Genomic DNA, 21,483 nt, shown 5'->3' with positions numbered 1-21,483 from the left:
CCAGCGTCGCATGGCCTGCTACGTTCACGTACGCACTGCGTCGCACATGAAAAAGGCCGAGAACCCTTGTTTTACGGGGGTTCCCGGCCTTCTCAGGACCTTGTGGGTCCGCTCATTGGTGGAGGTGGGCGGAATCGAACCGCCGTCCGGAAGCACTCCATCCCCAGCACTACATGCTTAGCCCTCCGTTAGATCTCGTTCCCAGGCAGCACGGTTGGCAAAGCGCACCTGGAAACCAGCCTGCTTTATCTGACCGGTAGCTGACAGGCAGCCACTACCGATGGTTCCGTGATAATGACCCTACACCTACGAGCACGGGCACAAGTAGGTTCGGGGGTTCGCCTTAGGCGGCTGTAGAACTACAACTAAAGCCAGTTAAGCGGCGATAGCGAAGTCCGAACCGTAGTTGTCATCGTTGGCAACTAAAAGTTTGCTGCTGGATTAACGAGGAAAGCTGCCCCCTCGGCATGCGCCAAGCGACTTCGCGACCCCCGTCGAAACCAGTGCACCCCCGGGGAAAGCAATAAAACGCCGACCGGGCCAGTGTAGGGATCGGCGCGCCCTGTCACAAGTGGTGAGATGCGCAACGCTTACAGTGGCTTCAGTCCCGTACCGAACGGAACAGTCTGCAAACGAAGGAGCGAAGCGATGGCGACAAGCAAGCCCCCACGTTCGAAACCTGCACGCGCGCTACCGCGCAAGGCCGCTGCAAGCACGCAACAACCGGCGCGGCCGCGCACTGCGCGTGCGCAGCAGGCCGGGGCCCAGGAGTCCGCGGCGACCCGCGTGCAGGGCAAGGCGCGCACGGTGATCTACATCCATGGCATCGGCAACAAGCCGCCGGCTGATGTGCTGCGTTGTCAGTGGGACAAGGCCTTGTTCGGGCGGCCCATGGGCGAGCGTACGCGGCTGGCGTACTGGGTCAATCGCGAGCGCTATCCAGTGGCCGAGCCGGGCAATTGCGATGCGCGCGATGTGGGTCCGGCGCTCAATCAAAGCGTGCAGCGCGCCTTGAGCACGCTTGGCCTGGTGCCGGGCGAACAGGACCTGCACCTGTTGGCAGACGCGCTGGCGCAGAGCGAGCAGGAACGTGCCGATCTGCATCGGCTGCTGGACGAGCTTCAGGGCGCGTCCGTGCCCGGCAGCGTGCGGGCCAAGGGGGCCATCGATGCGATCAACCGGGTGTTGCTGCGGCTGATTTCCGCTGCATTGTTGCAGGACGTGCATGACCTGTTCTTCGTGCCGGAACGTGCGGCGCTGATGCGCGAAAGTCTGGCGCAGCGGCTGCGTGCAGGCGGCGGGCCATTCGTGGTGGTGGCGCACAGCCAGGGTTCGATGATCGCCTTCGATGTGCTGCGCCAGCTGAAGGCGGCCGACTGCGAGGTCAGTTTGTTCCTCACCTTGGGCTCGCCACTGGGGTTGCCGCAGGTGCGGAGCATGTTCAAGCGCTGGACCGGCACGCGCAAACTGCCGTTCCCCGGGTGCGTACAGCGCTGGATCAATGTGACCGAAACGCGCGACCCGATCGCGCTGGACCCGGACCTCACCGACGACATCGCCAATGCGAAAGGACGTTTCGAAAACCTGGCCGCTGCGCGCTTGAACCCGGACTGGCAGCACAACCCGCATTCGGCTTCGGGCTATCTGTCGATTCCGCAGGTGCGCGCCGCGGTGCGCCAAGCCGTGGGTGTGGGCTTCGATCAACCGGTGTCCAATGCAGTGCTGATCAAGGACCTCAGCGAGCAGCTCGAAGCGCATGGCCCGGAGCACCGACACGATGTGCTGATCGAGCTGGATCGGCGCGTGTTGGGTAACGACCCTGCCGGTGCGCGCGCATTGCTGTTGCAGCATGTGCGCCAAGCCGCTGCGCGCACCACCGGCTTGAGTGGCGATGCGCTGGATGAGGCGATCGAGCTGGAAGACAGCCTGCAGCGTTTCGTGTCTGCGCGGCTCACCCGATTCGAGATCGAATCGCTGCAGGATCGCTATCGCACATTGGGCTTTCGGCGGGTGTGGCGCAATGCCGGAAAACGCGCGTTGATCCATGTGTCGGGCAATGTCCTGCATGCCGATGCGGCACGAACGGCGTATCGCGCGCGCGGGCAGCAGATCGGTTGGGCGGTGATGGATACCGGCATCGCGGCCGGTCACCCGCATTTTTTCCTCAAGGGTGAGCGCGACAACGTGGTGGCACAGTGGGATTGCACGCGGCGCGGTGCGCCCAAACGGCTGACCCGCGCCGACGGCACTGCGTTTACCCGGCTCGATCGGCATGGGCACGGCACGCATATCGCCGGCATCATCGCCGGGCAGTGTCGCGCTTCGATCCCGGATGCGAGCGGCACGCCCGGCCGTACGCTTGAATTTTCCGGCATGGCGCCGGATACGCAGCTGTATGGCTTCAAGGTACTCGACGATGCCGGAAACGGCCGCGACTCGTGGACGATCAAGGCGGTGCAGCAGGTGGCCGACATCAACGAGCGCGCCGGCGAGCTGGTCATCCATGGCGTCAATCTGAGCCTGGGCGGCTGCTTCGACCCGGAGAGCTACGGCTGCGGGTTTACGCCGTTGTGCAATGAATTACGCCGGCTGTGGCGGCAAGGCGTGCTGGTGGTGATCGCTGCCGGCAACGAGGGCCTGGCCTGGTTGATGCGCAACGATGGCGATGCGTATGCGGCCAACATGGATCTGTCGATCAGCGACCCGGGCAACCTGGAAGACGCCATCGTGGTCGGCTCGGTGCACAAGAGCAGCCCACACAACTATGGCGTGTCGTATTTTTCCTCGCGCGGGCCGACTGCCGACGGCCGCAGCAAGCCGGATGTGGTCGCGCCAGGGGAGAAGATCCTGTCGGCCTACTACGACTTCGACCCGGACGACCCGGCCAGCCTGATGGTGGAGATGAGCGGCACCAGCATGGCCGCACCGCATGTCTCCGGCGTGCTGGCGGGTTTCCTATCGGCGCGCCGCGAGTTCATCGGCTTCCCCGATCGGGTTAAGCAACTGCTGCTGGATACCTGTACCGACCTGCAGCGCGACCGCTATGTGCAGGGCAGGGGAGTGCCGAATGTGATGCGGATGCTTGGAGCGACGTGATTCGGGAAGCGGCAGTGGGGAGTCGGGAATCGTAAAAGCGACCAGCATCCACGACCTCAGTTCGTGCTCAGCCGGCTATATCGCTGCCGCTGCGGGAAAGGATCTTGCCGTTGCGATTCCCGATTCCCGATTCACGCATCGCGATTATGCCGCCGCATCACGCGCTGCTTGTCGCGCTGCCAATCGCGGTCCTTGGCGGCGTCGCGCTTGTCGTGATTCTGTTTGCCCTTGGCCAGGGCGATTTCCAACTTGACCTTGTTGCTGCTCCAGTACAGCGCGGTAGGCACCAGGGTGTAGCCTTCGCGCTCCACGCGGGTGAGCACCTTGTCGATCTCGGCCCGGTGCAGCAGCAGTTTGCGGTCGCGCCGTTCCACTGGCACCGTGTGGGTGGAGGCCTGGATCAGCGGCGTGATCTGCGCGCCGATCAGGTAGATCTCGCCGGAGCGCACATAGGCATAGCCGTCGACGATGTTGGCGCGGCCGGCGCGGATCGCCTTGACCTCCCAGCCCTGCAGTGCCAGGCCGGCTTCGTAGCGTTCTTCCAGGTGGTATTCGTGGCGCGCACGCTTGTTCAACGCGATGGTTTTCGTGGCCTTCGCGCCGTTTGCTTTATCCTTGGTCTGTTTCTTGCTCATCCGCCCATTGTCGCCGATTCGGTGTCGTCAAACGATCTTCCGTCTTTCACAAGTTAGCGAATGCCTACCATCCGTCGCAGCGCCCTAGTCGAACACAGCGCCACCCGCATGTTCGATCTGGTCAATGATGTCGCCGCCTACCCGCGCCGTTTCGGCTGGTGCGACGCTGCCAATGTGCTTGAGCAGGACCAGGCGCACATCGTGGCGCGCCTGGATTTGGGGCTGGGGTCGTTCCGCACCTGGTTCACCACCGAGAACATCCTCGAGCGCCCGGAGCGCATCGTCATGCACCTGCGCGACGGCCCGTTCAAGCGCCTGGAAGGCTTGTGGGAGTTCCAGGCGCTGGGCGAGGACGCCTGCAAGGTGAGTCTGACCCTGGAGGTGGAGACCAGTTCGCGGCTGCTTGGCCCGGCGCTGGCGCTGGGCTTTCAGGGCTTGGCCGACCGCATGGTCAACGATTTCGTGCGCGTCGCCGATCGCGGCGACGTCTAGGTTGCGCGGCGGCATGCGTATCGAAGTGGTGCTGGCCTGGCCGGATCGCTACAGCTCGGTACAGCTGGAATTGCCTGAAGGCGCAACGGTGGCCGAAGCCGTCGCCACGTCCGGTTTGGCGTTGCAGCAAGCCCCTGCCGCGCATGCGGTGCACGGACTGGTCGCGCGGCCGGAGCAGGTGTTGCGCGACGGCGACCGGGTCGAGTTGCTCAGGCCGCTGTTGCTGGATCCGAAGGAGGCGCGGCGCAGGCGTGCCGGACCAAGCAAGAAAGCCGGCCCCAACAGCTAGCGACTTCCAACGCTGCGACGACGTACTCGGTCTCGCCGCAAACCAGGCGCTTTTGGCCGTTGTCTTGAAGACTTCATGATGTGTTCGATGAGGTCGAACGAGCGCGCCTCGACCTAAGGCTGCAACAACAACAAGCGCGACGGACCGGTCCTGGGCCCGGCGCTGCGGGATCACTGAAGCGCTCTTTGGCATCCGGCAAAACGAAAAACGCATCCGTTTAAGGGGATGCGTTTTGGTCCGGTCAGGCGATCACGACACCGCAGAGCCACCGCATCAACGGCCGCGTTGCTTCTTCTTGTCGCGTGCCAGGTTGCGGCCGAATTGCTTGGGCGCGGCTTTGGCCAGCTGCTCGTCCTGCGACGGGAAATAGTCGCCTTCCCAGCGCACGACCTGTTCGTTCTCGAAGAACACAGTGAAATTCTTGATCTCGGTACGCGCCAGACGGTCCACGCGCTGCGTGGAGGTATAGTCCCAGCGCTGGGCATGGAACGGGTCGGGGATCGAGGGTGTGCCCAGCAACGCGCTGACCTGCTGCTTGCTCTGGCCTACCTGCAGTTGCTCCACGGCGTTCTGTTTGATCAGATTGCCCTGGTAGATCGGCTGCTTGTAGATGATGCCGCAGCCAGCGGTGGAAAGAGCAACGGCGGCGACCAGCAGGAGATTACGCATCGGGGATTAAGTGCTGAGGAAATCACGCCGATGATACACTTCCGCCGGTCGCCGCGACCCGTTTGATGGCAGCTGGCGCTAAATCGCCAATGAACGGAGAACGTATGGAAACCCACGACCTGCGCAAAGTCGGGCTCAAGGTGACCCATCCGCGCATGCGGATCCTGGAACTGCTCGAACAGAAGAGCAATCAGCATCACCTCAGCGCAGAAGACATCTATCGCCAACTGCTCGACCACGGCGACGAGATCGGCTTGGCCACGGTCTACCGCGTGCTGACCCAGTTCGAGGCGGCCGGCTTGGTGCTGAAGCACAATTTCGAAGGCGGGCAGGCCGTCTACGAGCTGGATCGCGGCGGTCACCACGACCATATGGTGGACGTGGATACCGGTCACGTGATCGAGTTCGAGAGCGAGGAAATCGAGGCGCTGCAGCGCCAGATCGCCGCCAAGCATGGCTATGAACTGGAAGAGCACTCGCTGGTGCTGTACGTGCGCAAGAAGCGTGTGCGCTGAGGTGGGGCGTAGCTAGCGCTAGTGCGAATGACAAGGCGGCTTCGGCCGCCTTGTCCGTTGTGGGGCGGTTGGTGGATTCGATGCACGGCTTCCCCCATCCGCCCTTCGGCACCTTCCCCCGCGGGCGGGGGGAGGGAGCCGGCGGGCGACCGTTCGCAGTGCAGCCGACAGATCGCGCTCAGCCAGACCGCGCTTCTCCCGCTGGCGGGAGAAGGTGGCGCGCAGCGCCGGATGAGGGGCAATCGCATGCGCCTGTCGTGGTCGCGTCGCAGCGATGTCGCCCCCATCCGCCCTTCGGGCACCTTCCCCCGCAGGCGGGGGAAGGGAGCCTTGTCAGACGGCGGAGGAACGGGGGAGTCTGAATTCGCGGCCGACTCGCCCGCTCAGGCGCTCTGCAGCAGCTTGCGGGCGGCCGCGCGCGCTTCCTTGCTCACTTCCACACCACCCAGCATGCGTGCCAATTCTTCCTGGCGGGCCTGCGGGCCGAGCAGTTCGACCGCGCTCTGGGTCATGCCGTCCACCGGCGCCTTGCTGACCCGGTAATGCGCATGGCCCTTGGCGGCGACCTGCGGCAGGTGGGTGACGCACAGCACCTGGCGCTCTTCGCCCAACGCGCGCAGCTTCTGCCCGACGATGTCGGCCACCGCGCCGCCGATGCCCGAATCCACTTCGTCGAACACCATGGTGGGCACGCTGTCCAGGCCCAGCGCCGCCACTTCGATGGCCAGCGAAATGCGCGACAGCTCGCCACCGGAGGCAACCTTGCGCAAGGCGCGCGGGGGCTGCCCGGCGTTGGCGGCGACCAGGAATTCCACCCGTTCGGCGCCATTGGGGTCCGGCCGGGCGCTCTCGTGTGGCTGCAGCTGGATCAGGAACTGCCCGCCACCCATGCCCAACTCGCCGATCAGCGCCGTGGTCGCGGCCGACAACGCCTCGGCGGCGGCGGTGCGGCTGTCGCTGAGCGCACCGGCCGCGCTGCGCCAGGCGCCGGTGGCGGTTTCGATGTGCTTGTCGAGCTGCTGCAGGCGCTCGTCGGCGCCGCGCAGGCTCTCGACTTCGGCGCTCAGATGGTCGCGATGCGCGGCCAGCTCGTCCGGTGTGACGCGGTGTTTGCGCGCCAGATCGTGCAGACGGCCGAGGCGGCGCTCCATGGCCTCGAACTGGGTCGGGTCGGCCTCCAGGTCGTCGCGCACGCGGTCGAGCAGGGCCAGCGCTTCCTCGATCTGGATGACGGCGCTGTCCAGCAGCGCGTCCACCTCGCCCAGCCGCGGTTCGTGCTCGGCCACGCGCGATAAATCGTGGCGGCTGTCCTGCAACAGGCCCAGGGCGCTGGCGCCGTCGTCGCCGTTGAGCTGCTGGGCGACGCTGTCGCAGGCGCCGATCAACGCGGTGGCATGGGCCTGGCGGCGGTGATTGACGTCCAGTGCGGCAATCGCGGCCGGGTCCAGGTCCTCGCGTTCCAGTTCGGCCAGTTGGTGTTCCAGAAAGCCGATCCGGTCGGAGACATCGCCCTGCGCGGAGAGGGCGTCGCGCTCGTCCAGTAGCGCCTGCCAGCGTTGGCTGGCCTGGCGCACCTGCTCGCGCTGTGCGCTGTTGCGGGCGTAGGCATCGAGCAGGGCGAGCTGGCTGTGCCGGGCCATCAGCGCCTGGTGCTCGTGCTGGCCGTGGATTTCGACCAGCTTCGAGGCCAGTTCCGCCAGTTGCGAGGAGGTGACCGGACGGCCGTTGATCCACGCGCGCGAGCCGCCGTCGGCGCGGATGATCCGGCGCAGCTGGCATTGCGCCTCGTCGTCGAGTTCGTTGTCGGCCAGCCAGCGCAGCCCGGGATGCTCGGCTGGCAGCTGGAATTCGGCCGACAGTTCGGCGCGCTCGGCGCCATGACGGACCACGCCGCTGTCGGCGCGCAGGCCGGACAGAAAGCCCAGCGCGTCCACCATCAGCGACTTGCCGGCGCCGGTTTCGCCCGAGACCACGGTCATTCCCGGCCCGAATTCCAGTTCGGTGGCACGGACAACGGCGAAATCCTTGATCGAGAGGTGTCTGAGCATGAGGTCGAGTGTGAACGCTTTGGGGAAGCTTAGGGTGGCAGGGGCAAACGGGGAATCGGATGCTTGCCATCCCCGGGGCCAGACATTATCTATGCGCTGTCTCACCGGATGATCCCATGCGCGCGTCCCAGTCCCCAATGCTCGACCCCCGCGCCCGTCAGTTGCTGCGCACACTGATTGCGCGCTACATCCGCGACGGCGAGCCGGTGGGCTCCAAGACGCTGGCCCAGCATGCGGGCCTGGACGTCAGTCCGGCCACCATCCGCAATATCCTGGCCGACCTGGAAGACGTGGGCCTGCTCAGCTCCCCGCATACCTCGGCCGGACGCGTGCCGACCGCGCATGGCTACCGGGTGTTCGTCGACAGCCTGGTGCAGATGCAGCCGCCCGGCGAAGAGGAAGTACGTCGCCTGCGCGCGGAGCTGGCCAGCGGCAACGGCACGCAATCGTTGCTGGGCAGCGCCTCGCAGATGCTGTCGGCGATGAGCCACTTCGTCGGCGTGGTCAGCGCGCCGCGCCGCGAGCAGTTCGCGTTTCGGCATATCGATTTCGTGGCGCTGGATGCGCGCCGCGTGCTGGCGATCCTGGTGTTTGCCGACAACGAGGTGCAGAACCGGGTGATCGAGCCGCGGCGCGCCTACGAGCCGGCCGAGCTGGAACGGGTGGCCAACTACCTCAATGCGCAGTTCGCCGGGCGCGCGCTGGCCGACATCCGCGCCTGCCTGCTGCGCGAGCTGCGCATGGCCAAGAGCGAGATGGAACAACTGCTGGCGCACAGCGTGGAGCTGGCCAGCGAGGCGCTGGTGCCGGCCGATGCCGACGACATGGTGATGGCCGGGCAGACCCGGCTGATGGGCGTGCAGGACCTGTCGGACCTGGATCGCCTGCGCGAACTGTTCGAGGCCTTCGCCAGCAAGCGCGAGATTCTGCAGCTGCTCGAACGCACCATCCAGGCCCCGGGCGTGCGCATCTTCATCGGCGAGGAAACCGGCATGGTGTCGCTGGAAGACGTCTCGCTGGTCACTGCACCTTACGCCGCCAATGGCCAGGTGCTGGGCGTGCTGGGGGTGATCGGGCCCAAACGCATGGCCTACGACCGGCTGATTCCGCTGGTGCAGACCGCCGCCGACGTGCTGGGCGCGGCCATGCAGTCGCCCGGCACGCGATAACCGGCATCGATCGGCGCGATCGTGTTTGCTTGAAACGCGCGCAGGCGCCCATATACGGGGTGACGTTGGGGCGGGCGTTCCGCTTGCCCGGGAACTGCACATGAACCAAGACCACCCCGAATTCGACTCCGAAGACCTGTCCCAGAATCCACCCGAGACCGATCCGCTCAAGGCCGAGATCGAATCGCTGCGCAGCGAGATCGCCCTGGTCAAGGCCGACGCCCTGCGCGAGCGCGCCGACCTGGAAAACCAGCGCAAGCGCATCGCCCGCGACGTGGAAAACGCGCGCAAGTTCGCCAACGAGAAGCTGCTCGGCGAGCTGCTGCCGGTGTTCGATAGCCTGGACGCGGGACTCACCGCCGCCGGTACCGAGCCCAGCCCGCTGCGCGATGGCCTGGACATGACCTACAAGCAATTGCTCAAGGTGGCCGCGGACAACGGCCTGACCCTGCTCGATCCGGTCGGCCAGCCGTTCAACCCGGACCAGCACCAGGCGATCAGCCAGGGCGAGGCCGAGGGCGTCGCGCCGGGCCATGTGGTGCAGGTGTTCCAGAAGGGCTACCTGCTCAACGACCGCCTGCTGCGCCCGGCCCTGGTGGTCGTGGCCAAGCACGACTGAACCGCAGCGCCGGCTGAACTGCCAGGCGCAGGCATGAAACACAGATGTGCGCCGGTGGCTTGAACACCTGCGCACCACCCCCACATCTCAGCCAGACCCGGCGTCGCCGGACACAGCTACAGAATCATCAGGAGCGTATCCATGGGCAAGATCATTGGTATTGACCTCGGCACCACGAACTCGTGCGTGTCGATCATGGACGGCGGCAAGGCCCGCGTCATCGAAAACTCCGAGGGCGATCGCACCACGCCTTCGATCGTCGCCTACACCAAGGACGGCGAAGTGCTGGTCGGCGCTTCGGCCAAGCGCCAGGCCGTGACCAACCCGAAGAACACCTTCTACGCGGTGAAGCGCCTGATCGGCCGCAAGTTCACCGACGGCGAAGTGCAGAAGGACATCTCGCACGTGCCGTACGGCATCCTGGCGCACGACAATGGCGACGCCTGGGTGCAGACCAGCGACGGCAAGCGCATGGCGCCGCAGGAAATCTCCGCGCGCGTGCTGGAAAAGATGAAGAAGACCGCCGAAGACTTCCTCGGCGAGAAGGTCACCGAGGCGGTGATCACGGTGCCGGCGTACTTCAACGACAGCCAGCGTCAGGCCACCAAGGATGCCGGCCGCATCGCCGGTCTGGACGTCAAGCGCATCATCAACGAGCCGACCGCCGCAGCGCTGGCCTATGGCCTGGACAAGAACGGCGGCGACCGCAAGATTGCCGTGTACGACCTGGGCGGCGGCACCTTCGACGTCTCGATCATCGAAATCGCTGAAGTCGATGGCGAGAAGCAGTTCGAAGTGCTGGCCACCAATGGCGACACCTTCCTGGGCGGCGAAGATTTCGACAACCGCGTCATCGAGTACCTGGTCGATGAATTCAACAAGGATCAGGGTATCGATCTGCGCAAGGATCCGTTGGCGCTGCAGCGCCTGAAGGACGCCGCAGAGCGCGCCAAGATCGAGCTGTCGTCCAGCCAGCAGACCGAAGTGAACCTGCCGTACGTCACCGCCGATGCCTCGGGCCCGAAGCACCTCAACATCAAGTTGACCCGTGCCAAGCTCGAAGCGCTGGTGGAAGACCTGGTCAAGAAGTCGATCGAGCCGTGCCGCACCGCGTTGAACGACGCCGGCCTGCGCGCCAGCGACATCAACGAAGTGATCCTGGTCGGCGGCCAGACCCGCATGCCGAAGGTGCAGCAGGCGGTTGCCGATTTCTTCGGCAAGGAACCGCGCAAGGACGTCAACCCGGACGAAGCCGTGGCCGTGGGTGCGGCGATCCAGGGCGGCGTGCTGGCCGGCGACGTCAAGGACGTGCTGCTGCTGGACGTGACCCCGCTGTCGCTGGGCATCGAGACCATGGGCGGCGTGTTCACCAAGATCATCGAAAAGAACACCACGATCCCGACCAAGGCCTCGCAGACCTTCTCCACCGCCGAAGACAACCAGTCGGCCGTGACCGTGCACGTGTTGCAGGGTGAGCGCGAGCAGGCCCGCTTCAACAAGTCGCTGGCCAAGTTCGACCTGTCCGGCATCGAGCCGGCGCCGCGCGGCATGCCGCAGGTGGAAGTGTCCTTCGACATCGACGCCAACGGCATCCTGCACGTGTCGGCCAAGGACAAGAAGACCAACAAGGAACAGAAGGTCGAGATCAAGGCCGGTTCGGGTCTGTCGGATGAAGAGATCCAGCGCATGGTCGCCGACGCGGAAGCCAACCGCGAAGAAGACAAGAAGTTCCAGGAGCTGGTGCAGGCGCGCAACCAGGCCGATGGCCTGATCCACGCTACCCGTACCGCAATCACCGAGCATGGCAGCAAGGTCGGTGGCGATGTGATCGGCAAGGTGGAAGCGGCGCTGTCGGATCTGGAAACCGCCATGAAGAGCGACGACAAGGCGCAGATCGAAGCGCGCACCAAGACGCTGGAAGAAGCCGGCCAGTCGTTGTACGCAGCAGCTGCGGCAGCAGAGCAGGGCGGCAACGCCGATGCGGCCAGCGGCAACGCACAGGCCTCCAAGGCTGCCGACGACGTGGTGGACGCCGAGTTCACCGAGGTCAAGGACGACAAGAAGTAAGCCGTGATTTGGGAGTCGGGCGTGGGGATCGGCAAGCGCTAAAGCTAGCTGTTCCCCATCCCGATATCCTTTACGCGTCGCGTCGCCAGGGCGGAACAGCACACGCTGTCCGCTTTTGCGTTTCAACGAATCTCAAATCACGAATCCCGAATCCCGGCTTATGAGCAAACGCGATTACTACGAAGTGCTGGGCGTTGCCCGTGGCGCCAGCGACGAGGAGCTGAAGAAGGCGTACCGGCGTTGTGCGATGAAGCACCACCCGGACCGCAATCCTGGCGATGCGGCTGCCGAAGCGGCGTTCAAGGAATGCAAGGAAGCCTACGAAGTGCTGTCCGATGGCAATAAGCGGCGCGCCTACGACGCGCACGGCCATGCGGCGTTCGAGCACGGCATGGGCGGTGGTGGCGGGCCGGGTGGCCCGGACATGGGGGATATCTTTGGCGATATCTTCGGCAATATTTTCGGCGGTGGCGCCGCCGGTCCGCGCGCTGCGCGACGTGGCGCCGACGTCGGTTACGTGTTGGAACTGGATCTGGAAGAAGCCGTCGCCGGTATCGAGCGCCGCATCGAGATTCCCACGCTGATCGAATGCGCGCCCTGCCATGGCAGCGGTTCGGAAGACGGCAAGGTCGAGACCTGCGGCACCTGCCATGGGCGCGGCCAGGTCCGCATCCAGCGCGGCATCTTCGCCATGCAGCAGAGCTGCCCGCATTGCGACGGGCGCGGCACGCTGATCCAGAACCCCTGCAAGACCTGCCACGGTGCCGGACGGGTGGAAGAAGACAAGGTGCTGTCGATCAAGGTGCCCGCCGGCGTGGATACCGGCGACCGGATTCGTCTGGCAGGCGAAGGCGAGGCCGGCCCGGCCGGCACGCCACCGGGCGATCTGTATGTGGAAGTGCGCGTGCGCGAACATGCGATCTTCCAGCGCGACGGCGACGATCTGCATTGCGAGGTGCCGATCCGCATTTCGCAGGCGGCGCTCGGCGATACCGTGCGGGTGGCAACCCTGGGCGGCGAAGCGGAAATCCGCATCCCGGCCGAAACGCAGACCGGCAAGTTGTTCCGTCTGCGCGGCAAGGGCGTACGTTCGGTGCGCAGCCGCAGCGAGGGCGACCTGTATTGCCGCGTGGTGGTGGAAACGCCGGTCAATCTCACCGCCGATCAGCGCGAACTGCTGCAGCAGTTCGAAGCGACGTTCACCGGTGAGGATGCACGCAAGCATTCGCCCAAGTCGGCCACCTTTATCGATGGCGTCAAGGGGTTTTGGGATCGGATGACGTCCTGACCCAGGCGGCGTGATGTCACGATGGCCCGGCATGCGGCATGCGGCATGCGGCATGCGGCATGCGGCGCGTTGGGCTATTTTTGGGGCTGCTCCGACGGCCGCCCGTGATGCGGCCAATGTGTTGAGTTGCGGATGGAACGCGATGTCAGCGCGAGAATTGCCGGGCCAGCCGCGCGTGCGTTTCATTAGCGCCGCCGCGTGAGATTGCCAGCGACATCTCCGCACATCGCACGTGCGTCTTTGAAGCGTCGCCATTGCCTTCAGGCGCAGCGCGTTGTTGCCCGCAACGCGAGCAAAGCCAAGCCCTGATCGTGCGGTCGGGCCATTGGCCTGCAGCATCGGCCAAGCGCCTTTTAGCCTCTGACCTTGCTCAACGACGGGATTGCCAAAACTGCCGGTGACGTCGTTCATCCACGACATCCTTGCAAGGTTACGCGGATAATCGGTGCCCTCTTTTCCAGCACGGCCGCCCGCATGAGCGATGCAACCGACAGCCACCTCGTCCATGGTCGCCGCCAGCGTCCGGATGGCCCTTCGCCGATCGACGTGATCTCGGTGCAATCGCAATTGGTCTATGGCCATGCCGGCAACAGCGCTGCGGTGCCGCCGCTGCGCGCGCTGGGACTGCGTGTGGCCGAAGTGCCCACCACCCTGCTGAGCAACGCGCCGTTCTACGCCACCCTGCGCGGGCGCATCCTGCCGGCCGACTGGCTGGCGGATTTGCTGCTGGGCGCCACCGAACGTGGCCTGCCGCAGCGTGCGCGTGTGCTGGTGTCCGGCTATTTCGGCAGCCTGGCCAACGGCGAAGCCTTCGCCGACTGGCTGGCGCAGACCTTGCCGCAGGCCCCGCAGCTGCGCTACTGCCTGGACCCGGTGATTGGCGACACGCACACCGGCCCGTATGTGGAACCCGGGCTGGAGCGCGTGTTCGCCGAGCGTTTGCTGCCGCACGCCTGGCTGGTGACGCCCAACGCATTCGAGTTGGGGCGGTTGACCGGCTTGCCGAGCCTGCAGCAGGACGATGCCATCGTCGCGGCGCGCGCATTGCTGGCACGTGGGCCGCAGTGGGTGCTTGCGCACAGCGTGGCCGGTGCCGCGGGTGAGCTGGTGACGTTGGCGGTCAGCGACACGGCGGTGTATCGCTGGGCCAGCCCGCACCTGCCGGTGGATGTTGCCGGTACCGGCGATGTGCTGATGGCGCTGCTGATCGGCCTGCTGTTGCGCGACGTGCCATTCGAGCAGGCGGTGGGCCGCGCACTCAGCGGAGTGCATAGCGCGCTGGAAGCGACCCTGGCTGCGGGGTTCGAGGAGTTCGACGTGCTGGCAGCGGCGCCGGCCGCACTTGCCGCAACGCCACGATTTGCCGTCGAGCGCTTGGCATGATCGCACAGCCGGTGGTCGGCATCGTCGGCATCGCCGGTGCGTACGGGCGCTGGCTGGCACAGTTCCTGCGCACGCGCATGCAGCTGGAAGTGATCGGGTCCGATCCGGCCGACAGCGACAGCATGGATGAGGCCACGCTGGCGCAGCGTGCCGACGTGCTGATGTTCGCCGCGCCGATTCGCCACACTGCCGCATTGATCGAGCGGTATGTGGAACTCACCGGCGCACGCGCTGCAGCGCAGCTGTGGCTGGATGTCACCTCGATCAAACAGGCACCGGTCGCTGCAATGCTGACCTCGCAGGCGGACGTGGTTGGCCTGCATCCGATGACCGCACCGCCAAAATCGCCGACCTTGAAAGGGCGCGTGATGGTGGTCTGCCAAGCGCGGCTGCGACACTGGTCGGCATGGGTGCAGAGCTTGTGCAGCGCGCTGCAGGCCGAATGCGTGTACGCAACGCCAGAGCACCACGACCGCGTGATGGCGCTGGTGCAGGCGATGGTGCACGCCACTCACCTGGCGCAGGCCGGCACCTTGCGCGACTACGCACCGCTGCTGGGCGAGCTGCGCGCGCTGATGCCGTACCGCTCGGCATCGTTCGAACTGGATACCGCAGTGATCGCGCGTATTCTTTCGCTCAATCCCTCGATCTACGAAGACATCCAGTTCGGTAACCCGTATGTGGGCGAGATGCTCGACCGGTTGCTGCTGCAGTTGCAGCAGCTGCGTGCCCTGGTCGGGCAGGGCGACGATGCCGCGCGTGCGCAGTTCCGCACCCAATTCCTGCACGACAACGCGCAAGCCCTGCAGCACGACGCGCTTGCGGCAGGCAATTACACCTACGAGCGCGTGGGCTATCTGCTGGCCGATCTCACCGAACCGCTGACTTTGAGCGTGTATCTGCCCGAAGACCAGCCCGGCTCGCTGCGTGCCTTGTTGCATGTGTTCGAGCGGCATGGGGTGAACCTGTCGTCGATCCACTCATCGCGCACGCCGGTTGGCGAGCTGCATTTCCGTATCGGCTTCGAGGTGGCAAGCGATCGTGCGGCATTGGCGCAAGCAGCGAGCGAGATCGATCGCAGTGGGATCGGTCGGGTGCTGGAGCGTTCCGGTGACTAGTGGCGCAACGCAGCCCGTTCCCATCGCCATCGTTTCATCCACACAGGGTGTGGATGAAACTTGAACAAGCATGTGGATAACTGCGCGCAGCCCTTGCAGCGCAAGGGGTGTGCGGTGGCTGGTCAAAAATTGACCAGTGCCGTTTGAGGTGGCGAGCTGGACGACGTCGTCGTTTTTGGCAGTCGCGTCCCTGAATCGGCATCTTCTCCTCGTACACCCCGCGCCGCCCAACGCTGCAAGATGACGACGCGCGAGGTCTTGGGGCCGTTCCTAGAGCGCGGACAGGCGCAGCTCACCGCCGTCGGTAACGAAGCGCTGCCCCTGACGTTGCAGATGTCGGCCATCGGGAAGCTCGTAACGCGGCGCCGACTGTGGGGTTGCGCGGGGTTGTTGCTCGTCGCGAAATTCGATGATGACGTAAGGCTCGCCATCTGCGCCGATTGCGGGAAATTGCCGGAAAGACATACGCACCTCCGAAAGTTCCTAAGGTTGCAGTGCGGATCGCGATGGATCCGCACGCCCGGCGCGCGGGCCGGTACGGCGAGCATGCGCACGCAGGTGTTATCCAAACGTCGTTATGCGGTAAGGGATGCAGACCTGTTGGTTGAGCTCGTCAGACGAGGCGACGACGTGATTGTTCACGTCGATAAGCTGCTGTGCAAGCGTGCGCAGAGGCGGCTGCCTAGCAGCGAGGGAGCAGACAGCTGCAGCCTGGGGTTCGACAAGGCTTCAAGCGCGCTGAAGCGTCGCTGGACACGACAGCCAGCCACCTGCGTGGCGGTTGAGTGCGTCCGCTGCGGAGGCTTTGCTTCAACCCACAGGATGCCAAGCAGCGGCATCGCGAGGTCGCTCGCACAACCGCGCAATTGCCCGGCATCAGCGCGTCCGCCCGACGCGCAGCCGCCCCATCAACGACTCAGCTGCAAGGCATCCCGGTCGGCGGTGGCCGCCGCCAGTTCGGCACGCGCGGAGGCGATGCGTGCCTGCGCATCGATCAGGCGTACGCGCGCGTCGTTGGCGGTTTCCTCGCGCTGATTGACCAGGAAAAAGTCACCCGAGCCCAGCTCGAAGCGCCGCCGCTCGGCGGCCGCCAGGCGGTCTGCCAGGCCGCGTTCCTCATCGGCGATCTTGGCCAGCCGTTCGGCGCCATTGAGCGAAATGACGATCGATTCGACCTCGATCGAAATCTGGTCGCGCAGAAAACGGCTGCGCTGATCCAACGCTTCGATCTCGGCGCGCGCTTCGGCCACGCGGCCCCGGGCGGCGCGGTTTTCCAGCGGCACGCTGAAACGAAAGCCGATGATGGCGTCGGTCAGCGACCGGTTCGGGCCGCCGACGCCGGGCGGGCCCAGATCCTTGCTGACTTCCACGCTGACATCCAGGCGCGGTTTGAGATCGTTCTGCGCCAGCATCAGCCGCGCGGTGGCCTGGTCGATGCGGGTCAGCACGGCGCGGTAGTCCGGGCGCTCCACCGGCGCGGTGATCTTGCTGGCGCCGGCCAGTCCTTCCAGCGCCGAGGTGTCGGCCGGCAGGCGTTCGGCGGAAACGACCAGCGGCATGCCGGCGTCGTCGCGCAAATACAGCGACAAGGCGTTGGCCGCGTTGGCGAAGTCTTGTTCCGAGCGGACCACCAAGGCGCGACGGCGCACCAGGTTCTGGTCGTTTTCGGTCAGCAAGATGGTGGGGCGCGCACCGAGCGTGACCTGGCGCGAAATCGCATTGCGGCGTTGCTCGGCCAGTTGCAGCAGCTCGTTGTAGGCGCGCAACTTCAGCCCGGCGGCGACCCAGTTCTGGTAGGCATCCACTGCGCGCCGCTGCACGCCGATGGCCACCATTTCCGCCTCGTACTTGGCCACATCGATGTCGGTGCTGGCGATGCTGCGCTTGGTGCGGCGTTCGTCGATCACGCGGTCGCGCAGCAGCGCGTACAGCGCGCCGACTTTCACTTCGCCGCCGCGATCGGTATAGGACTTGTCTTCGTAGATCGGGAAGGAGCCGCGCGAGGAGCGGTAGCCACCGTAGTAATAGCCGCCGTTCTCTTCGAAAGGCCGCTTGACCCCGGTTTCGATCGTACTGCCGTCGTAATAGCCGGCCTCGCGCGAGCGGCCTTCGATGTCGAACACCGTGTCGAAGGCGCCATCGGCCGAGAGGCCCTTGCCTTCGGCCTGGCGCACCTTGGCCAGCGCTTCGACGATCTGCGGTGCCGAGCGTGCCGACGACTGCAGCACCTCATCCAGCGTCAGCGCAGCGGCCTGGGCGAATGCCGCACCGGGGCAGAGTGCGATCAACAGGACGACAAGACGGCCGATCATTTCTTGCCCGTCGCTTCGTCTTCGGACTTGGGTGCGGCCGGCTTGGGCTTGCCGTCTTCCTGCGTGGCCGCAGCCGGGCGCCGGCCGAATTCCAGCGGGAAGTTGTTGAGCTGGCGCCACAGCTCGTAGCCGACCTTGACCGTTTCGCCCTGCACCCAGCCGCGCACCTTGCCGCCCTGGCGGGCGAATTCCTGCGCCGGCCACGCCGGCTTGCCCGGCATCGGCTCCACCAGAATGCGGAACAGCCCATCGGGCGCGGCGTTGGGGTCGATGGCGCGCACCCGGCCGTCGAACATGCCGTGCGCCACCGACGGCCAACCGCTGAATTGAATCGCCGGCCAGCCTTCGAATTCCAGCCGCACCGGACGGCCGGGACGGATCAGCGGCACGTCGCGGCCGTCGATGTACAGCTCGACCGCGCGTTCCACCCGTTCCGGCGCGATCACCGCCAGCACGGTGCCCGGCGAAACCATGGCGCTGCCGCTGGCGGCATTGAGCTGCTGCACGCGGCCGTCGCGCGGGGCGCGCACCAGCTGTGCAGACTGGCGATTCAACTGGATGTCGATGCGGGTCAGCTTGGCGCGCGATTCGGCCAGCTTGGCGTCGGCTTCGGCTACTTTGATCTGGGTCAGCTCGTAGTCGCGGCGGCCGGCCAGGCCTTCGGCCAGCAATTGCCTGCTGCGCGCCACATCGATGCTGGCCACCGCGCGCGATTGCTGGATGGCGGCGATTTCCGCCTGCGCCTGCGCGCGCTCGCTGGCCAGGCGGGTGAGCAGGTCCGGGTCCAGATCGCCGACACGCGCGATCGGGTCGCCCTTGGCAACATGCTGGCCGTCATGCACGTACCAGCGCTCGACGCGGCCCGGCACGAAGGCGGTGACCGGTTGTTGCCGGTCGCTGGGATCCAGCGACACGACCTGGCCTTTGCCGCTGGCGGTCTGCACCCACGGCGCCAGTGCCAGGATCGCCGCAGCGATGCCGATGCCGATCAACAGCATCCAGGCGACCGCCTTGGCGATGCTGGGCGGTCGCATTGCCGCCAGGGTCGGGAAATGCGCCATGCGATCAGGGGCGTGCGGCATGCGGCACCTCCTGCGTGGATGCGATCAACTCGGCGCGTGTGGCGTAGCGTTGCTGGCGCTGCGGCTCCAGCCGGAACCAGCCATCCAGGGTGATGTCCTCCGGCCGCCCGGTGCACAGCAGCACGGTGGTTCCTGCATCCTTCAAGCGTCGCAGAACCTGGGTCAGGCGCTCGGCCGGGATCAGGTCGTACAGCTGCGACAGCATCAGCACGCGCGGGCGCACCAACAGTGCATTGGCCAGCTTCAGCGCCATGACCTCGCCGATCCACAACGGGAACCCGGACGCGGCAAGCCGGGTGTCCAGGCCTTGCGGCAACGCGGCGATGCGCGCGCGCAAGCCCACCGCGTCGATGGCTTGCAGCATCGCTTCGGACGTCACATCGGCCGAGGCCATCGCCAGGTATTCGCGAATGGTGACCTCCACGATGGTCGGGCGGTCGAGCACGGTGACTTCCGAACGCAGCAGGTACATATCGAAGGTGGCCATGTCCGCGCCGCCCACCATCACCAGCCCGCGGTCGGGAACCACGTGGCGCTTGAGCACCATGGCCAGCAGGCGCTCGGCGCCGCCATCGGCCAGCGTGACCAACTGCTCGCCGGCTTCCAGCGCGAAATCGAAACGCGCGCCCTCGATCACCACGCCATCCAGGCGTACCCCGCTGTTGCGCGGCGCCTCGCCGGCGGCAAGCACCGGGCGCTCCTGGGGGATGGCGTACAGCAGCGACAACTCCTCCGCACTGGCCACCAGGTCGTAGAACATGTCCAGGTAGCTGCCCAACTGTGCGATGCCGTAGAACACCGCGCTCAGGATCAGCTCGGCTGCCACCAGCTGGCCGATCGACAGCTCGCCGCGCAGGATCAGGCTGCCGCCCAGTGCCAGCAGCGCCGCGCTGGCGACCGCATAGGTGAGCAGGAACGCCAGCGTCTGGGTGAAGGTGTAGCGGAAATGGCGCCGATGCCGGTCGACATAGTCGGCGGTCACCTTTTCCGAGCGATCCATCGCAAAGTTGAGATGGCGGCTGGATTTATAGAACCCGTTGGAGCCGCCGACGCTTTCCAGCCAATGCGCGGCATTGTGCTTGGCCTGGCTCAGTTCGACCGCCGAGCGGATCGAGCCGCGCGACCAGATCATCCAGATCGAGAAGATGGTCAGCAGCAGCAGCGCGTTGAAGCCGAGGAAAAACGGGTGATAGAAGCTGGTGACGATCAAGCCGACCGCCGACTGCAGCACGATGGTGAATGCACCGACCGCCAGGCTGGGCACGGCCTTTTGCACCACCACCAGATCGAAGTAGCGGTTGAAGACATCGCCGCGGTTCTGGTCGGCGAAGAACGGGTTCTGTGCATGTACCGCGCGCACGGTGATCTCCGCCACCACGCGTGCGAACAGGCGACGTTCGAACAGCGCCATCACCCACACCCGCATCGCGCTGAGTGCCGCCACCAGCAACAGCAGGCCCAGCAGCAGGCCGGACAACGTCCACAGCGGCGTGGGCAGCGCGGTGTTGGCAACGCTGTTGATCAGCAACTGCACCGAGATCGGCGTGGCCAGCGAGAGCAGGCTGATCGCAACGCCGTACACCAGGGTCAGGCGCACATACGGCATGTCCGGTCCGACAATTTCCGTCAGCCAGCTCGCCGCTTCCCGCCATCCAATCCGCTTGGCCGCCATTCGATATCCGTTGATGAGTTCAGTGAAGCATTGACGAGTTGCCGGCCCGCAAACAAGGCCATGGCGCTTATTCGGCACATAGGATTTTCCTATGCAGCCACCGCGCGCAGCAGATTGGCGATCAAACCGAAGGCCGGTGCGCGACCGGCACCCTGGCGCCAGAGCAGACCGATCTCCCTATAGTAGCGCCCGCCTTTGACCGGCCGAACCACCACGTCGTCGCCTTCGCGGATTTCCTGGCGCACGTACAGGTCCGGGAGCAAGGCAAGACCCATGCCCATGCCGGCCATCTGGCGGATCGCGTCCAGGCTGGTGCCTTCGTAATCGCGCAAGACATTGGCGCCCACATCCATGGCGATCGCGGCAACCTGTTCTGCCAATCGGTATTCCGGCATCAAGGTCAGCAAGTTGGCGCCGCGCAGGTCGGCCGGGGTGATGCAGGCCTTGGTGCGCAGCGGATGATCGGCAGCCATGGTCACATGCAGCAGTTCGCGAAACAGCCGCTCGCTGTGCAGGCCGCGGCCGGCCACCGGCAGTTGCGCGAGGACAAGATCGTGCGTGCCGTTGCTCAGGTCGGCGGCGAGTGCGGTTGGCAGGCCTTCGCGCACATGCACGCGCAGGGCCGGATGCTCGCGATGCAAACGTGCCACCAGGCTGGGCATCAGATAGGCGCCGAGCGTGGGCGAGACGCCGAGGCGGATGGTGCCGATCAAGGTATCGGCGGCGGTGGCGCGGACCTCTTCCAGATCGTTGACATCGAGCAGGATGCTGCGTGCGCGGTCGAGCAGATCGCGCCCCAGCGGGGTCAGGATCGCCTGCGTGCCGCGCTCGAACAGCGGCGCGCCGATGATCGCTTCCAATGCGCGGATCTGCTGCGACAACGATGGCTGCGAGACGCCCATCTGCTCGGCGGCGCGGGTAAAGCTGCCGGTATCTGCCAGCGCGACGAAATAGCTCAGCTGGCGAAGGGTGGTTCTGGGGCGCGGCATGGGGTCACATCGGATTGCGTGGGAGCGCACGGCCGGCGTG

At 65.7% G+C, this 21,483-nt stretch carries 18 protein-coding genes and 1 other RNA gene; 10 read left to right on the top strand and 9 right to left on the bottom strand.

Annotation, left to right across the window (positions count from 1 at the left end):
• Nucleotides 1–116: 116 nt before the first annotated feature.
• Nucleotides 117–513: a transfer-messenger RNA gene (ssrA, locus tag EO156_RS19150) on the bottom strand.
• Between the two features lie 135 nt (nucleotides 514–648).
• Between ssrA and EO156_RS19145 the strand changes: the two genes are divergently transcribed.
• Nucleotides 649–3,096, top strand: a complete 2,448-nt coding sequence (locus EO156_RS19145) for a S8 family peptidase (protein WP_016850940.1) — start codon at nucleotides 649–651, stop codon at nucleotides 3,094–3,096.
• 131 nt (nucleotides 3,097–3,227) lie between these two features.
• On the opposite strand, the gene smpB is transcribed toward EO156_RS19145, so the two are convergent.
• Entirely contained in the window at nucleotides 3,228–3,731 is a 504-nt protein-coding gene (smpB, locus tag EO156_RS19140) for an SsrA-binding protein SmpB (protein ID WP_005913721.1), read from the bottom strand.
• A gap of 60 nt (nucleotides 3,732–3,791) precedes the next feature.
• Between smpB and EO156_RS19135 the strand changes: the two genes are divergently transcribed.
• Together EO156_RS19135 and EO156_RS19130 are read left to right on the top strand one after the other, a co-directional pair.
• Nucleotides 3,792–4,223 (top strand): type II toxin-antitoxin system RatA family toxin, encoded by a 432-nt coding sequence (locus EO156_RS19135; RefSeq protein ID WP_016850939.1) that lies wholly within the window; start codon nucleotides 3,792–3,794, stop codon nucleotides 4,221–4,223.
• A 1-nt stretch (nucleotide 4,224) separates the two neighbouring features.
• Entirely contained in the window at nucleotides 4,225–4,512 is a 288-nt protein-coding gene (locus EO156_RS19130) for an RnfH family protein (RefSeq protein WP_016850938.1), read from the top strand.
• A 273-nt stretch (nucleotides 4,513–4,785) separates the two neighbouring features.
• Here the strand turns inward: EO156_RS19130 and bamE are convergent, their stop codons facing one another.
• The gene (bamE, locus tag EO156_RS19125) at nucleotides 4,786–5,181 is read right to left on the bottom strand and encodes an outer membrane protein assembly factor BamE (RefSeq protein WP_003483624.1); all 396 of its coding nucleotides are present in this window, start codon (nucleotides 5,179–5,181) and stop codon (nucleotides 4,786–4,788) included.
• 104 nt (nucleotides 5,182–5,285) lie between these two features.
• Here bamE and fur point away from each other — a divergent pair, with 104 nt between their 5' ends.
• Nucleotides 5,286–5,696: a ferric iron uptake transcriptional regulator gene (gene fur / locus EO156_RS19120; protein ID WP_016850937.1), complete on the top strand. Its 411-nt coding sequence runs from the start codon at nucleotides 5,286–5,288 to the stop codon at nucleotides 5,694–5,696.
• A 383-nt stretch (nucleotides 5,697–6,079) separates the two neighbouring features.
• On the opposite strand, the gene recN is transcribed toward fur, so the two are convergent.
• The gene (gene recN / locus EO156_RS19115; RefSeq protein ID WP_029828636.1) at nucleotides 6,080–7,744 is read right to left on the bottom strand and encodes a DNA repair protein RecN; all 1,665 of its coding nucleotides are present in this window, start codon (nucleotides 7,742–7,744) and stop codon (nucleotides 6,080–6,082) included.
• A 137-nt stretch (nucleotides 7,745–7,881) separates the two neighbouring features.
• Here recN and hrcA point away from each other — a divergent pair, with 137 nt between their 5' ends.
• The 6 genes from hrcA to EO156_RS19080 all read left to right on the top strand — a co-directional run bounded on the left by hrcA (nucleotide 7,882) and on the right by EO156_RS19080 (nucleotide 15,388).
• A complete protein-coding gene (gene hrcA / locus EO156_RS19110; RefSeq protein WP_003483631.1) occupies nucleotides 7,882–8,913 on the top strand; it encodes a heat-inducible transcriptional repressor HrcA in 1,032 nt (343 codons plus the stop codon).
• Nucleotides 8,914–9,013: 100 nt separating this feature from the next.
• Nucleotides 9,014–9,532, top strand: coding sequence for a nucleotide exchange factor GrpE (gene grpE / locus EO156_RS19105; protein ID WP_003483633.1), 519 nt, complete (start codon nucleotides 9,014–9,016; stop codon nucleotides 9,530–9,532).
• A gap of 141 nt (nucleotides 9,533–9,673) precedes the next feature.
• Nucleotides 9,674–11,599, top strand: coding sequence for a molecular chaperone DnaK (gene dnaK, locus EO156_RS19100; protein WP_016849798.1), 1,926 nt, complete (start codon nucleotides 9,674–9,676; stop codon nucleotides 11,597–11,599).
• 160 nt (nucleotides 11,600–11,759) lie between these two features.
• The gene (gene dnaJ, locus EO156_RS19095; RefSeq protein ID WP_003483637.1) at nucleotides 11,760–12,887 is read left to right on the top strand and encodes a molecular chaperone DnaJ; all 1,128 of its coding nucleotides are present in this window, start codon (nucleotides 11,760–11,762) and stop codon (nucleotides 12,885–12,887) included.
• Nucleotides 12,888–13,361: 474 nt separating this feature from the next.
• Nucleotides 13,362–14,270 carry a pyridoxal kinase gene (gene pdxY / locus EO156_RS19085; protein ID WP_016849799.1) on the top strand — a complete coding sequence of 303 codons (909 nt, stop codon included), beginning with the start codon at nucleotides 13,362–13,364 and terminating at the stop codon, nucleotides 14,268–14,270.
• Entirely contained in the window at nucleotides 14,267–15,388 is a 1,122-nt protein-coding gene (locus tag EO156_RS19080; protein ID WP_003483643.1) for a prephenate dehydrogenase, read from the top strand. Before pdxY ends, EO156_RS19080 begins: the two co-directional genes overlap by 4 nt.
• A gap of 270 nt (nucleotides 15,389–15,658) precedes the next feature.
• On the opposite strand, the gene EO156_RS19075 is transcribed toward EO156_RS19080, so the two are convergent.
• The 5 genes from EO156_RS19075 to EO156_RS19055 form a co-directional block, all read right to left on the bottom strand.
• On the bottom strand, nucleotides 15,659–15,853 hold the full coding sequence (locus EO156_RS19075; RefSeq protein WP_003483645.1) for a hypothetical protein: 195 nt from the start codon (nucleotides 15,851–15,853) through the stop codon (nucleotides 15,659–15,661).
• 443 nt (nucleotides 15,854–16,296) lie between these two features.
• Nucleotides 16,297–17,700 (bottom strand): TolC family protein, encoded by a 1,404-nt coding sequence (locus EO156_RS19070; protein WP_016849800.1) that lies wholly within the window; start codon nucleotides 17,698–17,700, stop codon nucleotides 16,297–16,299.
• The gene (locus EO156_RS19065) at nucleotides 17,697–18,782 is read right to left on the bottom strand and encodes an HlyD family efflux transporter periplasmic adaptor subunit (protein ID WP_029828638.1); all 1,086 of its coding nucleotides are present in this window, start codon (nucleotides 18,780–18,782) and stop codon (nucleotides 17,697–17,699) included. Before EO156_RS19065 ends, EO156_RS19070 begins: the two co-directional genes overlap by 4 nt.
• The gene (locus EO156_RS19060) at nucleotides 18,766–20,454 is read right to left on the bottom strand and encodes an ABC transporter ATP-binding protein (protein WP_016849802.1); all 1,689 of its coding nucleotides are present in this window, start codon (nucleotides 20,452–20,454) and stop codon (nucleotides 18,766–18,768) included. The genes EO156_RS19065 and EO156_RS19060 overlap by 17 nt, the downstream gene beginning before the upstream one ends.
• An 89-nt stretch (nucleotides 20,455–20,543) precedes the next feature.
• Nucleotides 20,544–21,443, bottom strand: coding sequence for a hydrogen peroxide-inducible genes activator (locus tag EO156_RS19055; protein ID WP_016849803.1), 900 nt, complete (start codon nucleotides 21,441–21,443; stop codon nucleotides 20,544–20,546).
• Nucleotides 21,444–21,483: the final 40 nt, after the last annotated feature.

The sequence above is a fragment of the Xanthomonas sp. DAR33341 genome, from assembly GCF_003992815.1.
In the GTDB taxonomy this organism is placed as follows: Bacteria; Pseudomonadota; Gammaproteobacteria; order Xanthomonadales; family Xanthomonadaceae; genus Xanthomonas; species Xanthomonas cissicola.
This window is presented reverse-complemented; position numbering and strand designations above follow the sequence as displayed.

Coding starts and splice junctions, on each gene's coding strand:
- grpE (WP_003483633.1), top strand. CDS start 9,014: ATGAACCAAGACCACCCCGAATTCGACTCCGAAGACCTGTCCCAGAAT.
- bamE (WP_003483624.1), bottom strand. CDS start 5,181: ATGCGTAATCTCCTGCTGGTCGCCGCCGTTGCTCTTTCCACCGCTGGC.
- dnaK (WP_016849798.1), top strand. CDS start 9,674: ATGGGCAAGATCATTGGTATTGACCTCGGCACCACGAACTCGTGCGTG.
- EO156_RS19075 (WP_003483645.1), bottom strand. CDS start 15,853: ATGTCTTTCCGGCAATTTCCCGCAATCGGCGCAGATGGCGAGCCTTAC.
- recN (WP_029828636.1), bottom strand. CDS start 7,744: ATGCTCAGACACCTCTCGATCAAGGATTTCGCCGTTGTCCGTGCCACC.
- EO156_RS19070 (WP_016849800.1), bottom strand. CDS start 17,700: ATGATCGGCCGTCTTGTCGTCCTGTTGATCGCACTCTGCCCCGGTGCG.
- EO156_RS19055 (WP_016849803.1), bottom strand. CDS start 21,443: ATGCCGCGCCCCAGAACCACCCTTCGCCAGCTGAGCTATTTCGTCGCG.
- EO156_RS19145 (WP_016850940.1), top strand. CDS start 649: ATGGCGACAAGCAAGCCCCCACGTTCGAAACCTGCACGCGCGCTACCG.
- hrcA (WP_003483631.1), top strand. CDS start 7,882: ATGCTCGACCCCCGCGCCCGTCAGTTGCTGCGCACACTGATTGCGCGC.
- EO156_RS19060 (WP_016849802.1), bottom strand. CDS start 20,454: ATGGCGGCCAAGCGGATTGGATGGCGGGAAGCGGCGAGCTGGCTGACG.
- EO156_RS19065 (WP_029828638.1), bottom strand. CDS start 18,782: ATGCCGCACGCCCCTGATCGCATGGCGCATTTCCCGACCCTGGCGGCA.
- EO156_RS19080 (WP_003483643.1), top strand. CDS start 14,267: ATGATCGCACAGCCGGTGGTCGGCATCGTCGGCATCGCCGGTGCGTAC.
- pdxY (WP_016849799.1), top strand. CDS start 13,362: ATGAGCGATGCAACCGACAGCCACCTCGTCCATGGTCGCCGCCAGCGT.
- EO156_RS19135 (WP_016850939.1), top strand. CDS start 3,792: ATGCCTACCATCCGTCGCAGCGCCCTAGTCGAACACAGCGCCACCCGC.
- fur (WP_016850937.1), top strand. CDS start 5,286: ATGGAAACCCACGACCTGCGCAAAGTCGGGCTCAAGGTGACCCATCCG.
- dnaJ (WP_003483637.1), top strand. CDS start 11,760: ATGAGCAAACGCGATTACTACGAAGTGCTGGGCGTTGCCCGTGGCGCC.
- smpB (WP_005913721.1), bottom strand. CDS start 3,731: ATGAGCAAGAAACAGACCAAGGATAAAGCAAACGGCGCGAAGGCCACG.